This is a genomic window from Streptomyces venezuelae (genome assembly GCF_008642375.1).
Taxonomy (GTDB): Bacteria; Actinomycetota; Actinomycetes; order Streptomycetales; family Streptomycetaceae; genus Streptomyces; species Streptomyces venezuelae_G.
This window is the reverse complement of the sequence record NZ_CP029194.1, coordinates 6,398,084-6,411,051: the sequence shown is the minus strand read 5'-3', so window position 1 is coordinate 6,411,051 and position 12,968 is coordinate 6,398,084. Positions and strand designations below refer to the sequence as shown.

Here is a 12,968-nt window from a genome sequence, read left to right as displayed (position 1 = left end):
CAGTTCAAAATGGGGAAGTGGGGGGTGGGCCCGTGGGAGCGGAGGCAGAGGAGCAGCCGCACGGCGCCGCCGTCGTCGCGGACGGCTTCGGATTGAAGGGACCGCGCGGCTGGGCCTTCCGGGAGGTCTCCTTCCGGGCCGAACCGGGCGCGCTGGTGGCGATCGAGGGCCCGTCCGGCTCCGGTCGCACGTGCCTGCTGCTCGCCCTCACGGGCCGCATGAAGGCCACGGAGGGACACGCCGAGGTCGGCGGGGTGCGGCTGCCCCGCAAGCTGGGCGCGGTGCGCCGCTTCAGCGCGCTCGGGCAGGTGCCCGGTGTGAGCGAGCTGGACCCCGCCTTCACGGTCGCCGAGCACCTGCGCGAGCGGGCGCTGCTCCAGCGCCGCTTCGACGGTTCCGTACGGGCGTTCCTGCGGCGCCCCGCCGAGCGGGCGGCGGAGGCCCGGTCCAGGATCGACGAGGCCGTCGCGGCCTCCGGCCTCGACATCGCCGCCCTGCCGAAGGGCGAGCGGACCTCCGTACGCGATCTGGAGCGGCTCGAAGCGCTGCGCCTCTCCATCGCGCTGGCCCTCGTCGGCCGGCCCCGGCTGCTCGCCCTGGACGACACGGACCTGAAGCTCTCGGACGCCGACCGGGCCGAGGTCTGGACGCTGCTGCGCTCGGTGGCCGAGGCCGGGACGACCGTCCTCGCCGTCTGCGCCGAGGCCCCGGCCGGCGCCCAGCGGATCACGACGACCACCGACGCGGCGGAGCTGCCGGAGGACCCGGAGCAGCCGGAGGACCCGGAAGAGCCCTCGAAGGCCGAGAAGGTCACCACGCTCGAGAAGCCCGAGAAGGCCGAGAAGCCCGGGAAGGCCGAGAAGCCGGGGAAGGCCGCGGAGCCCGAGCCGGGGCCCGAGCAGGGATCCGAGCCCGACGAGGCCGAGCCCGCCACCACCGAAGCCGACGCGGACGACGACGCGGACGCCGGCACCGAAGACGACACCCAGGACGACACCGAGGAGGGGACGGCCGATGCGCTCGCCGAAACTGGCCGCTCTTGAGCTGAAGCGCTTCGGCAGGGGCAAGCTGCCGCGCGCCGCGCTCGTCGCGATCCTGCTGCTGCCGCTGCTCTACGGCGCCCTGTACCTGTACTCGTTCTGGGACCCGTACAGCAGACTCGACAAGATCCCCGTCGCCCTCGTCAACGAGGACCGGGGCGCCACCGCCGACGGCAAGAAGATCAACGCCGGTGACGACATCGCCGAGGGGCTCCTGGAGAGCAACACCTTCGCGTGGCACCGGGTGAGCGACGCCGAGGCGCGCAAGGGCGTCGAGGACGGGACGTACTACCTGTCGCTCACCATGCCCGGCGACTTCAGCTCGCGGATCGCCTCCAGCTCCGGCGACTCCCCCGAGACCGGCGCCCTCCGGGTCCGGACGAACGACGCCAACAACTACATCGTCGGCCAGATCTCCCGCACGGTCTTCTCCGAGGTGCGCACGGCGGCCTCCACCAAGTCCTCCCGCACCTTCCTCGACAAGATCTTCATCTCCTTCTCCGACATCCACGAGGCCACCGCGAAGGCCGCCAAGGGCGCGGACGACCTCAAGGACGGTGTGGACAAGGCGAAGAAGGGCTCCAAGGACCTGGCCGCGGGCCTCAAGGACGCCAAGGAGGGCAGCGGCGACCTGTCCGCCGGCCTGAAGAAGCTCGACAAGGGTGCCCGGGACGTCGAGAACGGTGCCCGCAAGGTCGCGAACGGCACGCAGAAGCTCGCCGACAAGGTCAACGGCACCGCCGACAAGGTCCGCCCGTACCTGGCGAACAACGGCACGTCGATCCGCGACAGCGCCCGTCTCGCCTCGGACTCCATCGAGGCCGTCCGCAACAACCTCGACGACGTCGTCAAGCGCGCCCCGGTGGTCCGGGCCGGCGCGCACGCGGCGAACGACGGACTCGCCGCCCTCCACCGCGACGAGTGCGAGAAGAACCCGGAGCCCGACGCGAAGGTGTGCGGGGTGCTCAAGAAGGCCACGGTCTCCGCGAACGACGTGGCGACCATCGCCGACGACGTGCACGCCCTGACCAAGAACAGCACCGGCGACCTCAAGACCCTGGACGCGCGGCTCGTCAAGCTCAAGAAGCAGGCCGACGAACTGGCCGTCCGCGCCCCGCACCTCGACGAGGACGTCGAGGACGCCATCAGGAAGATCAACGAGCTCAACGCGGGCGCCAAGAAGGTCGCCGACGGCGCGGACAAGCTCCACACCGGCATCAGCGGCGCCAAGAGCGGCTCGGCCGACCTCGACACGGGCATCGGCAAGCTCAAGAAGGGCGCGGGCGAGCTCGACGGCGGGCTGTTCAAGCTGGCCGACGGCTCCGGCGCACTGGCCGTCGGTCTGCACGACGGGGTCAAGCAGATCCCCGACTACGACGAGAAGGACCGCGACCGGCGTACGGAGGTCATGGCCGACCCGGTGCAGCTGGCCTCCCAGTCCCTGCACAAGGCGCCGAACTACGGCACGGGCTTCGCCCCGTACTTCATCCCGCTCTCCCTGTGGGTCGGCGCGATGGTCGCGTACATGATCATCCAGCCGCTCAACAGGCGCGCCCTCGCCGCCGGCGGTTCGGCCTGGCGGATCGCGCTCGCGGGCTGGCTCCCGGTGGCGGCGATCGGCATCCTCCAGGTCGGGGCCCTCATGTCCGTCCTGCACTGGGGCCTCGGCCTCCAGATGGCCAGGGCCGCGGGCACGATCGGCTTCCTCGCCCTGGTCACCTGCTGCTTCGCCGCGATCATCCAGTGGCTCAACGCCCGCTTCGGCGCGGCGGGCCGGATCCTCGTGCTCGCGGTGCTGATGCTCCAGCTGACCTCGGCGGGCGGCACCTACCCCGTCCAGACCAGCCCGGGCTTCTTCAACGCGATCCACCCCTTCCTGCCGATGACGTACGTGGTCGAGGCGCTGCGCCGGCTGATCACGGGCGGCGGGATCGAACCGGTCTGGCAGGCCTGCGCGGTGCTGACCGCCTTCACCCTGGGCGCCCTGGCCCTGACCGCCGTCTCCGCCCGGAAGCGGCAGGTCTGGACGCTCGACCGACTCCACCCCGAGCTGACCCTGTGAGACAGGGCCGGTGACACCCCCGACACCTGTGAGAATCGACCCCATGGACAGCAGCAGCACCCGACGCCAGGCCACGCGCGCGAAGCTCTACGAGGCGGCCGTCACGCTCATCGCGGAGCAGGGCTTCTCCGCGACGACGGTGGACGAGATCGCCGAGCGGGCCGGGGTGGCCAAGGGCACGGTCTACTACAACTTCAAGAGCAAGACCGAGCTCTTCGAGGAGCTGCTGCGGCACGGGGTCTCGCTGCTCACCGCCTCGCTGCGGGCCGCGGCGGAGGAGACGGACGAGCGGGGCGGCAGCCGGATCGACGCGCTGGACGCGATGATCCGGGCGGGACTCGTCTTCATCGACCGCTACCCGGCCTTCACCCAGCTGTACGTGGCCGAGCTCTGGCGCACCAACCGGGCCTGGAACTCGACGCTCCTGGTGGTCCGCCAGGAGGCCGTCGCGGTGGTCGAGGGGGTCCTGCGGGACGGGGTCGCGGCCGGTGAGCTGAGCGAGGACATCGACGTCCAGCTGACGGCGGCGGCCCTGGTCGGGATGGTGCTCGTGGCGGCGCTCGACTGGCAGGCCTTCCAGAGCGAGCGTTCGCTCGACGACGTGCACGCGGCGCTCTCGCGCCTGCTCCACGGCCGGGTCGGCGGCCGGTAGGCCCGTACGCGAAAGGCCGGTGCGGTGAGGCTCGTTCCCCCCCGAGCCCCACCGCACCGGCCTTCTTTCTTCGCGTGCACCCCCGTGCACCCCCGCGGCACATCCCCCGTGCCCCGGAGTCGGTAGGCGCGCGGCCCCGTTCCGCAGCCCCGTGCCGGCGGTGCCGGAGCCGCGCCCCTTCCGTGGTCACCACTCTTCCGTCCCGGCGGCTCCGGGCCCATCCGCGAACCTACTCATCTCGCCCTCTAGGTACGGATACTCAGTCCTGGTTACGATCGCGGGCGTGTCGGTACTCCCCCTGGTGTTCACCAGCGGCTGGGCTAGCGGGATCAACGCGTACGCGGTGGTCCTGCTGCTCGGCGTCTTCGGCGCGGCCGGGCTGACCGACGAGGTGCCCGAGTCCTTGCAGCGCACCGATGTCCTCGTCGTCGCGGGCGTGCTGTTCCTGTGCGAGGCGGTGGCGGACAAGATCCCGTACGTCGACTCGGCCTGGGACTCCGTCCACACGGTGATCCGGCCGATCGCGGGTGCCGTGGTGGCCGCTCTCCTCGCCGGTCAGGACGGTTCGCTGCCGCAGCTGGCGGCGGGCGCGGTCGGCGGCTCGACGGCCCTCCTGAGCCACTTCGTCAAGGCCGGGACGAGGATGGCGGTCAACACCTCGCCGGAGCCGTTCTCGAACGTCGCGCTGAGCCTGGCGGAGGACCTCGGGGTGGCCGCGATCGTCACCTTCGCGATCTTCAACCCGGTGGCGGCGTCGATCATCGCGGCCGTCCTGCTCGCCCTCGGCCTGGCCATACTGTTCTTCCTCGCCCAGAAGATCCGTCGCTTCCTGCGCCGCCGGTCCCAGCGGCGTGAGGAGAAGCAGCTGGCGTACGCGGAGAGACGCGCCGCGCGGACGCAGCCCCCGCCGGACGAGTCCGACCACTTCTGAGCGGTGTCCGACCCGCCGGATAGGGTCGCTGACATGGCACGGATTGTGGTGATCGGCGCGGGACTCGGCGCCATGGCGACGGCGGCCCGACTGGCCGTGGCGGGCCACCGGGTGACGGTGTACGAGCGGACGGCGACATACGGCGGGGCGGTCGGCCGCTTCGCCCGCGAGGGCTTCGCCTTCGACACCGGCCCGGGGCTGCTGCACCTGCCCGCCGTCTACCGGGACCTGTTCGTGAAGACGGGCAAGGAGCCCCTGGAGGAGTGCGTCGCGCTGACCCAGGTCGACCCGGCGAGCCGTCATGTCTTCGCGGACGGCACGCGCGTCGACCTGCCGAACGCCTCCCGGGCCGGCACGGTCTCCGCTCTGGACGCGGCGCTCGGCGCGGGCGCGGGCGAGCGCTGGGGCGAGTTCCTGACGCGGGCCCGCGAGGCCTGGGACCGGACGCGGCGCCCGCTCCTGGAGGAGCCGCAGCCGGCCGACCCCGCGCCGCTGGCCCGCGAGCCGTACCCTGCGCTGAAGGCGGGTCTGCTGCGCCGGCCGACGACGACGCTCGCCCAGGTCGGGGCGCGGGAGCTGGGCGATCCCCGGCTCGCCGCCCTGCTCGACGCGTACGCGTGGTCGTACGGCTTCGACCCGGCGACCGCTCCGGCCTCGGCCGCCGTCCTGCCCTACATGGAGCAGACCTTCGGCAGCTGGTACGTGGGCGGGGGCCTGCGGGCGCTCGCCGACGCGGTGTACGAGCGCTGCCGGAAGCGGCGGGTGGATTTCGTCTTCGGCACGGCGGTCGAGGACGTCCTGGAGGAGCGCGGCCGGGCGACCGGAGTCCGGCTGGCCGGGGGCGAGACGGTCGAGGCCGACCACGTCGTCTCCGGCGCCCCGGTGCCGTCGCTCTACCGCGAGCACGTCGTGGCGTGGGACCGGGAGGACGACCTGCCACGCCACCAGGAGGCGGCGACGAGCCGGGTGACGGTCTGTCTGGCCCTGCGCGGGCCCCGGGAGCCGGCGGCCGTCCACCGCACGGTCGTGCACGCGGCGGGCGAGCGGCCGGCGGTGACGGTGCTGCGGCCGGACGACCCGGCGCTGCGGCCGGACGCGGAGCACGAGTCGGTGACGGTGACGGCGACCGTCCGCACCGCTCCGGAGCGGGACGGTCAGGGCTGGGAGGCCTTCGCCGACCTCATGGTCGAGGCGGCCGCCCAGGCGGTGCCGGGGCTGCGGGAGCGGCTGCTGTGGCGGCACGTCCGCACCCCGGAGGACGTGCGGCGGGAGACCGGGTCGGCCGAGGTGCCGGGCCCGGCCCTCGGCGGCGGGCGCGGCCTGCTGCTCCCGGCCGCCAACCGCTCGCCGCTGCCGGGGCTCTGGTTCGCGGGCGGCTGGTCCCACCCTGGCGGCGGGCTCGCCCACGCGGGCATGTCGGGCGCGCTGGTGGCGGGCCTGATCGTGGAGGGCGCGGACTTCCGCGGCTCGCGCTGACGAGGGCGCGCCCGGTCAGTAGCGGTAGTGCTGCTCGTCCGGGTGCTGCTCGTAGCCGTACGGACTCTGCTGCGGCGCCTGCTGCGGGGGCTGTTCGGTGTCGCGCTGCTGCGGGACCCAGACGCCGCCGGGCGGGGTGTCGTAGGTGTAGGAGGGGGCGTAGGGGTCGCCGTAGTACGAGGTGTACTGCTGGCCGTCCGTGCCCGGGCCGATGTACGGGTCGGAGTAGGCGGCGTACTGCTGCTGCGCGGCGGGCGCGCCGTAGTCGTAGGCCGGCTGCTGCTCGTAGGCCGGGGCGTACGGGTCGTAGGCGGGCTGCTGCGGCTGCTCGTACCCCGTGCCGTAGCCCGCGCCCTGACCGGTGTCGTGGTGACCCGAGTCGTGGTGGCCGGTCTCGTGGTGGCCGGTGTGGCCCGCGTCCTGGCGGCCGATGTCGTAGATCCCGTACTGGCCGGTCTCGTCCGGCAGCGGCTGGGGCTCGTAGACCGCGGTGGTCTCGGCGGCGGTGACGGCCGGGTCGTCGTGGCGGTGGCCGTCCGCCGTGTCATAGGCGTCGGTGGTGTCGTACGAGAGCTCGGTGACCTCCAGCGTCGGCCCCGCCTGGGCACCGGCCTTGCGGCGGCGGCTCGCGCCCGGGTTCCCGCCGATCGCCCAGCCGGTGGAGAAGCCGCGGCGGAAGGAGAGCGTCACATAGGTCTGGCCGACGGCGAAGGCGACCGCGCCGGCGATGATGACCGCCACCGAGGGCAGCAGGACGCCCAGGACCACGCCGAGGAAGCCGGTGAAGGCGAGCAGTCGCCAGCGCAGCCGCGCCTTGTACTGGAGGAGCACCTCCCCCAGCAGCCACAGCGCGACCACGCCGAATGCGATGTAGAGGACCGTCCACCCCATGCCCCGCCGCCCCTCTCCACGGTCACCGCCGCGGGTCGGGGCGGGTACGACCGGTCACGACTGCTGGTGCAGTCCGAGATTCTCGTAGATCTCGAGCGTCGCGGTGGAGCTGTTCAGCGTGATGAAGTGCAGTCCGGGGACACCCTCGGAGAGCAGACGCGCGCAGAACTCCGTCGCGAACTCGATACCGATGGAGCGTACAGCGGCCGGATCGTCCTTGACCGCGAGGATCCGGTCTTTCACATGCGCCGGGAAGGCGGCGTTGCTCAGCTGCGGCAGCCGGTCGAGGGTCTTCACGTTCACAACGGGCATGACCTCGGGGATGATCGGGGTCTCGCAGCCCGCCTTCGCCACGCTGTCGCGGAGTCGCAGATAGTTCTCCGGATCGAAGAACATCTGGGTGATCGCGTAGTCGGCGCCCGCGCGGCACTTGTCCACGAAGTGCCGGATGTCCGTGTCCCAGTCGGTGGAGCGCGGGTGCATCTCGGGGAAGGCCGCGACGCCGACGCAGAAGTCGCCCGACTCCTTGATGAGCCGGACCAGGTCGGCGGCGTACAGGACGCCTTCCGGGTGCTCGACCCACTCCCCCAGCGGGTCGCCGGCCGGGTCGCCGCGCAGCGCGAGCATGTTGCGGATGCCGGCGTCGGCGTACTGTCCGAGGACGTTGCGCAGTTCGGCCACCGAGTGGTCGACGGCGGTGAGGTGCGCGACGGGGGTGAGCGTGGTGTCGGAGGCGATCTTCTGGGTGGCCTTGACCGTGCCGCCCCGGGTGGTGCCGCCGGCGCCGTAGGTCACGGAGACGAAGCTGGGGCCGACGGCCTCGACCCGGCGCATCGCGTTCCAGAGGACCTGCTCGCCCTTCGCGGTCCGCGGCGCGTAGAACTCGAAGGAGTACGACGTGCCGCCGGAAGCGAGGATCTCGCGGACCGTGCGTGCGCGGTCCGAGCGGACGGAAGCGGTACCTAGGGCCATACGGGCAGGTTAGACGGGTGTCGAGGACCCGCGTAGAAGGCGTCCGCGTTGTGGACAATTTTTCGGACATTCTCCCGGGACGCGGTTCGGGGCGCCCAGGAGAACACCGTCCACGAGGCCCGCTCAGGCCGCGGCACGCTCACGGACGCGCTTGGCGAGGGCGGCGGTGGCGGCCGCCGGGTCCGCCGCCTCGGTGATCGCACGGACGACGACGATCCGGCGGGCGCCCGCGTCCAGGACCTCGTCGAGGTTGGTCTCGTCGATGCCGCCGATGGCGAACCAGGGGCGGTTCTGAGCCAGACCCGCCGTGTACCGCACGAGGTCGAGCCCCGGTGCGTACCGCCCCGGCTTGGTGGGGGTGGGCCAGCAGGGCCCGGTGCAGAAGTAGTCCACGCCCGGTTCGACGACGGCCGCGGCCGCCTCGGACTCGGCGTGGCAGGAGCGGCCGATCAGGACCTCCTCGCCGAGGATGGCGCGGGCGGCGGGGACGGGCAGGTCGCCCTGGCCGAGGTGGAGGACGTCGGAGCCGATGGCGTGGGCGACGTCCGCCCGGTCGTTCACCGCGAGGAGCTTGCCGTGCCGGCGGGCGGCCTCGGCGAAGACGGCGAGGTGCTCCAGCTCCTCGCCGGCCTCCATGCCCTTGTCGCGGAGCTGCACGATGTCCACCCCGGAGGAGAGCACGGCGTCGAGGAAGGCGGGCAGGTCGCCCTGGCGCTTCCGGGCGTCGGTGCACAGGTAGAGCCGGGCGTCGGCGAGCTGCTCACGAGGCGTGGGCATGGGTGGGTTCCCCCCGTCGGTGTCGCCGGTGCCGCGGCGGCCGGCCCGTGAGGGGCCGGTCGCCGCGACACCCGCTGGTGGTGTCTTCGGTGCGTGCGGGCGTCAGATGGCGAGCGCCTGGGCGCGGCGCTTCACCTCCGTGCCGCGATTCTCGTTGAGCGCCTGCGCGGGCGTGCCCGGCAGGCTCTCGTCCGGAGTGAAGAGCCACTCCAGCATTTCCTCGTCGGTGAAGCCGTCGTCCCGCAGGACGGTCAGGAGGCCGACGAGGCCCTTGACGATCTTGTCGCCCTGGATGAAGGCGGCGGGAACCTGCAGGGACCTGTTCTCGCCGCGGCGCACGGCGATGAGCTGGCCGTCCTTGATCAGCTGTCGCACACGCACCACGTCGACATCGAGCGCCTCCGCGATGTCGGGCACGTAGAGCCAGGCGGGGACGAGCGCATCGATCTTTACGTCAATCTCGGTCACAGGACAAGCCTGCCATCCCGGACTGACAGCCGGTAGCCGGGCCCTACCTGACTGCCGCCTTCAGGGGGACGGACGGGTCCGCGGCCCGCTCGGGATCGACGGCGGTGGCCGTCTCGATGAGCTTGCGGCCCTGGGCCAGGTCGCGGGGGCGGCCGACGGCGAGGAGGGCGACCGGGACGTCGGAGCGCAGCCAGAGCACGGACCAGGTGTCGTCCGCCGGGTCGCCGCGCCACAGGAGCTCGTCGGCGTCCGCGTGGTGCCCGGCGTACTGGACGAACCGGCCGAACTGCTCGGACCAGAAGTACGGCACGGGGTCGTACGGGCCGGTGTCGGCGCCCGTGATCGTCGCGGCCACGGTGCGCGGGCCCTGGAGGGCGTTGTCCCAGTGGTGGACGAGGAGGCGCTCGCCGTAGCGCGCGGAGGGGTAGGAGGCGCAGTCGCCCACGGCGTACACGTCGGGCAGGGAGGTGCGCAGCCGCTCGTCGGCCGTGACGGCGCCGCTCGGGTCGAGGGCGATGCCGGATCCGGCGAGCCAGCCGGTCGCGGGGCGGGCGCCGATGCCGACGACGACGGCGTCGGCGGGCAGCTCGCGGCCGTCGGCGAGGACGACGCGGCCGGGTTCGACGGTGTCCACGCGCGCGTGGGTGAGGAGTTCGGCGCCGTGCGTCCCGTACCAGCCGGCCATGGGGGCGGCGACCTCGGCGGGCAGGGCCCCGGCGAGGGGGCGGTCGGCCGCCTCGACGACGGTGACGGCGCAGCCCGCCTCGCGCGCGGCGGTGGCGAACTCGGCGCCGATCCAGCCCGCGCCGACGACCACGACGGTGTGGCGGCGCTCCAGGACGGGGCCGAGGCGCACGGCGTCGTCGAGGGTGCGCAGGAGGTGGACCCCCGGGACGCCCTCGGCGCCGGACAGGGTGATCGGGTGGGCCCCGGTGGCGACGACGAGGACGTCGTACGGGACGGGTCCGGCCTCGGTGTCGATCTCGTGGTCGGCGGCGCGCAGCCCGGTGACGTCGAGGCCGAGGCGGAGTTCGACGCCGAGGGCCTCGAAGTCGACGTCGAAGGCGGAGTCCTCGGCCTTGCCGAGGAGGATCGCCTTGGAGAGCGGGGGCCTGTCGTAGGGCTGGTGGGGCTCGGCCCCGATGAGGGTCACGGTGCCGGTGAAGCCCTGTTCACGCAGGGCGACGGCGGTCTGCACACCCGCCATCCCGGCACCGACGATCACGACCTGCTGCTGGGCCTGCTTCTGCTCGCTCACCCGCCCACCTTACGCATCTGACGAACCGTCAGGAAGAGAGGGGCGCGGCGCCGGTCCGGGGAGCGTCCGGGGAGGGGTCTGTGTCCGGCCGGAGGCGGAAGCTAGTCTGGCGGGCGTAAAGCACTCGCGGGAGCCCGGACGCACCGGGCTGAGAGGGAGGCTGGGCGGCCTCCGACCGTACGAACCTGATCCGGGTCATGCCGGCGAAGGGAGGGGCTGGACGCCCATGCGTTCTTCCGATGTCCTCGTGGTCGGGGGCGGCATCATCGGCCTGGTCACGGCCTGGCGGGCCGCGCGGCGCGGGCTGCGCACCGCCGTGGTCGACCCGGACCCGGGCGGCGGCGCCGCGCGGGTCGCGGCCGGGATGCTCGCCGCCGTCACCGAGCTCCACTACGGCGAGGAGACCCTGCTCGGGATCAACCTCGCCTCCGCCGCGCGCTATCCCGCGTTCGTCGCCGAACTGGAGGAGTCCACCGGTCACGACGTGGGCTACCGCGCCTGCGGGACCCTCGCCGTCGCCCTCGACGCCGACGACCGGGCCCATCTGCGCGAGCTCCACGCCCTCCAGACCCGCTGCGGCCTCGCCTCGGAGTGGCTGAGCGGGCGCGAGTGCCGGCGGCTGGAACCGATGCTCGCCCCCGGTGTGCGCGGCGGGCTGCGCGTGGACGGCGACCACCAGGTCGACCCGCGCCGGCTGGCCGCCGCGCTCCTGCTCGCCTGCGAGCGGGCCGGGGTGGCCTTCCACCGCGTCCTCGCGGAGCGCCTCACGGTCGTCCGCGACCGGGCCCGCGGGGTCCTGCTCGCCGACGGCGAGGAGCTGACGGCCGACCAGGTCGTGCTGGCCGCGGGCAGCCTGAGCGGGCGGCTCGCGGGCGTGCCGGACGAGGTGCTGCCGCCGGTCCGCCCCGTGAAGGGCCAGGTCCTGCGGCTGCGGATCCCGGCCGCGTACGCCCCCTTCCTCTCCCGCACCGTCCGGGCCGTCGTCCGCGGCAGCCACGTCTACCTCGTACCGCGCGAGAGCGGCGAGCTCGTCGTCGGCGCGACCAGCGAGGAGCTCGGCTGGGACACCACGGTGACGGCCGGCGGGGTGTACGAGCTGCTGCGCGACGCCCACGAGCTCGTCCCCGGCATCACCGAACTGCCACTCACCGAGACGCTGGCCGGACTGCGCCCCGCGTCCCCGGACAACGCGCCGCTGCTCGGCCCCAGCGCCCTGCCCGGCCTGCACCTGGCCACCGGCCACTACCGCAACGGGGTGCTGCTCACCCCCCTCACCGGCGACGTCATGGCGGAGCTGCTCACCACGGGCACCCTCCCCGAGGAGGCGCGCCCCTTCACCCCCCGCCGTTTCTCGCCCATCCGTCTGGAGCAGCCCGCATGAACGTGTCCGTGAACGGAGAGGCGCGCGAGCTCCCCGGCCCCGTCTCCCTCGACGCCCTCGTCGCGACCCTGAGCACGGCCCCGTCCGGTGTCGCGGCCGCCGTCAACGAGGCGGTCGTCCCGCGCAGCGAGTGGGCGGCGACGCTGCTCGGCGAGGGCGACCGGGTCGAGGTCCTGACCGCGGTGCAGGGAGGCTGAGCGCGATGTCCGACGACCTGTTCGTCCTCGGGGGTACGGAGTTCTCCTCCCGCCTGATCATGGGCACCGGCGGCGCGCCGAGCCTCGACGTCCTGGAACGCTCGCTGGTCGCCAGCGGCACCGAGCTGACCACCGTCGCGATGCGGCGGCTCGACCCGACGGTGCAGGGCTCGGTCCTCTCCGTCCTGGAGCGGCTCGGCATCCGGGTCCTGCCGAACACGGCGGGCTGTTTCACGGCAGGCGAGGCGGTCCTGACCGCCCGGCTCGCCCGGGAGGCGCTCGGCACCGACTGGATCAAGCTGGAGGTCGTCGCCGACGAGCGGACGCTGCTGCCGGACGGCGAGGAGCTCCTCGCCGCGGCCGAGACGCTCGTGGACGACGGCTTCACCGTCCTGCCCTACACGAACGACGACCCGGTCCTCGCTCGGAAGCTGGAGGACGTGGGGTGCGCGGCGATCATGCCGCTCGGCTCCCCGATCGGCTCGGGGCTCGGCATCCGCAATCCGCACAACTTCCAGCTGATCACGGAGCGGGCGGGGGTGCCGGTGATCCTGGACGCCGGGGCGGGCACGGCCTCGGACGCGGCGCTCGCGATGGAGCTGGGGTGCGCGGCGGTGATGCTGGCCTCGGCGGTGACCCGGGCGCAGGAGCCGGTGCTCATGGCGTCGGCGATGCGGCACGCGGTGGAGGCGGGCCGCCTCGCCCACCGCGCGGGCCGCATCCCCCGCCGCCACTTCGCGGAGGCCTCGTCCCCGGTGGAGGGCCGTCCCCACCTGGACCCGGAACGCCCCGCGTTCTGACCGCTCCGGCCGCGGCGCTCGTCACAGCTGCGCTGCAGACCGGGACATCCGCGCAGGGGCCGT

Annotated in this window: 13 protein-coding genes and 1 riboswitch; of the genes, 8 read left to right on the top strand and 5 right to left on the bottom strand. The window is 73.4% G+C overall.

Annotated elements, in window-relative coordinates:
* Positions 1-32: 32 nt before the first annotated feature.
* From DEJ46_RS29340 to DEJ46_RS29320, 5 genes are all read left to right on the top strand, one after another.
* Entirely contained in the window at positions 33-1,043 is a 1,011-nt protein-coding gene (locus tag DEJ46_RS29340) for an ATP-binding cassette domain-containing protein (protein WP_150271141.1), read from the top strand.
* Positions 1,015-3,102 carry a YhgE/Pip domain-containing protein gene (locus DEJ46_RS29335; RefSeq protein ID WP_150271139.1) on the top strand — a complete coding sequence of 696 codons (2,088 nt, stop codon included), beginning with the start codon at positions 1,015-1,017 and terminating at the stop codon, positions 3,100-3,102. Before DEJ46_RS29340 ends, DEJ46_RS29335 begins: the two co-directional genes overlap by 29 nt.
* A gap of 43 nt (positions 3,103-3,145) precedes the next feature.
* A complete protein-coding gene (locus DEJ46_RS29330; protein WP_150271138.1) occupies positions 3,146-3,754 on the top strand; it encodes a TetR/AcrR family transcriptional regulator in 609 nt (202 codons plus the stop codon).
* Between the two features lie 283 nt (positions 3,755-4,037).
* Positions 4,038-4,685, top strand: coding sequence for a DUF4126 domain-containing protein (locus DEJ46_RS29325; protein ID WP_150271136.1), 648 nt, complete (start codon positions 4,038-4,040; stop codon positions 4,683-4,685).
* A gap of 33 nt (positions 4,686-4,718) precedes the next feature.
* Complete coding sequence (locus DEJ46_RS29320) at positions 4,719-6,161, top strand: phytoene desaturase family protein (RefSeq protein WP_190622958.1); 1,443 nt, start codon at positions 4,719-4,721, stop codon at positions 6,159-6,161.
* A gap of 15 nt (positions 6,162-6,176) precedes the next feature.
* Here the strand turns inward: DEJ46_RS29320 and DEJ46_RS29315 are convergent, their stop codons facing one another.
* The 5 genes from DEJ46_RS29315 to DEJ46_RS29295 form a co-directional block, all read right to left on the bottom strand.
* Positions 6,177-7,052 carry a DUF1129 domain-containing protein gene (locus DEJ46_RS29315; RefSeq protein ID WP_150271135.1) on the bottom strand — a complete coding sequence of 292 codons (876 nt, stop codon included), beginning with the start codon at positions 7,050-7,052 and terminating at the stop codon, positions 6,177-6,179.
* Between the two features lie 54 nt (positions 7,053-7,106).
* Positions 7,107-8,024 carry a methylenetetrahydrofolate reductase [NAD(P)H] gene (gene metF, locus DEJ46_RS29310; RefSeq protein ID WP_150271133.1) on the bottom strand — a complete coding sequence of 306 codons (918 nt, stop codon included), beginning with the start codon at positions 8,022-8,024 and terminating at the stop codon, positions 7,107-7,109.
* Between the two features lie 123 nt (positions 8,025-8,147).
* Positions 8,148-8,801, bottom strand: a complete 654-nt coding sequence (thiE, locus tag DEJ46_RS29305; protein WP_150271131.1) for a thiamine phosphate synthase — start codon at positions 8,799-8,801, stop codon at positions 8,148-8,150.
* 102 nt (positions 8,802-8,903) lie between these two features.
* On the bottom strand, positions 8,904-9,269 hold the full coding sequence (locus DEJ46_RS29300) for an Rv2175c family DNA-binding protein (RefSeq protein ID WP_055644029.1): 366 nt from the start codon (positions 9,267-9,269) through the stop codon (positions 8,904-8,906).
* 43 nt (positions 9,270-9,312) lie between these two features.
* Entirely contained in the window at positions 9,313-10,527 is a 1,215-nt protein-coding gene (locus DEJ46_RS29295) for an NAD(P)/FAD-dependent oxidoreductase (protein WP_150271129.1), read from the bottom strand.
* Positions 10,528-10,643: 116 nt separating this feature from the next.
* Positions 10,644-10,756, top strand: a riboswitch (TPP riboswitch).
* Between DEJ46_RS29295 and thiO the strand changes: the two genes are divergently transcribed.
* The 3 genes from thiO (at position 10,754) to DEJ46_RS29280 (ending at position 12,905) form a co-directional block, all read left to right on the top strand.
* On the top strand, positions 10,754-11,908 hold the full coding sequence (gene thiO, locus DEJ46_RS29290; protein WP_150271128.1) for a glycine oxidase ThiO: 1,155 nt from the start codon (positions 10,754-10,756) through the stop codon (positions 11,906-11,908). It overlaps the preceding riboswitch by 3 nt.
* The gene (thiS, locus tag DEJ46_RS29285) at positions 11,905-12,105 is read left to right on the top strand and encodes a sulfur carrier protein ThiS (RefSeq protein WP_150271127.1); all 201 of its coding nucleotides are present in this window, start codon (positions 11,905-11,907) and stop codon (positions 12,103-12,105) included. Before thiO ends, thiS begins: the two co-directional genes overlap by 4 nt.
* A 5-nt stretch (positions 12,106-12,110) precedes the next feature.
* On the top strand, positions 12,111-12,905 hold the full coding sequence (locus DEJ46_RS29280; protein WP_150271125.1) for a thiazole synthase: 795 nt from the start codon (positions 12,111-12,113) through the stop codon (positions 12,903-12,905).
* Positions 12,906-12,968 lie beyond the last annotated feature (63 nt).

Bases quoted from the DNA above. Each gene is read 5' to 3' on its own strand.
- DEJ46_RS29335 (WP_150271139.1), top strand. From the start codon at position 1,015: ATGCGCTCGCCGAAACTGGCCGCTCTTGAGCTGAAGCGCTTCGGCAGG.
- thiE (WP_150271131.1), bottom strand. From the start codon at position 8,801: ATGCCCACGCCTCGTGAGCAGCTCGCCGACGCCCGGCTCTACCTGTGC.
- thiO (WP_150271128.1), top strand. From the start codon at position 10,754: ATGCGTTCTTCCGATGTCCTCGTGGTCGGGGGCGGCATCATCGGCCTG.
- metF (WP_150271133.1), bottom strand. From the start codon at position 8,024: ATGGCCCTAGGTACCGCTTCCGTCCGCTCGGACCGCGCACGCACGGTC.
- DEJ46_RS29280 (WP_150271125.1), top strand. From the start codon at position 12,111: ATGTCCGACGACCTGTTCGTCCTCGGGGGTACGGAGTTCTCCTCCCGC.
- DEJ46_RS29330 (WP_150271138.1), top strand. From the start codon at position 3,146: ATGGACAGCAGCAGCACCCGACGCCAGGCCACGCGCGCGAAGCTCTAC.
- DEJ46_RS29320 (WP_190622958.1), top strand. From the start codon at position 4,719: ATGGCACGGATTGTGGTGATCGGCGCGGGACTCGGCGCCATGGCGACG.
- thiS (WP_150271127.1), top strand. From the start codon at position 11,905: ATGAACGTGTCCGTGAACGGAGAGGCGCGCGAGCTCCCCGGCCCCGTC.
- DEJ46_RS29315 (WP_150271135.1), bottom strand. From the start codon at position 7,052: ATGGGGTGGACGGTCCTCTACATCGCATTCGGCGTGGTCGCGCTGTGG.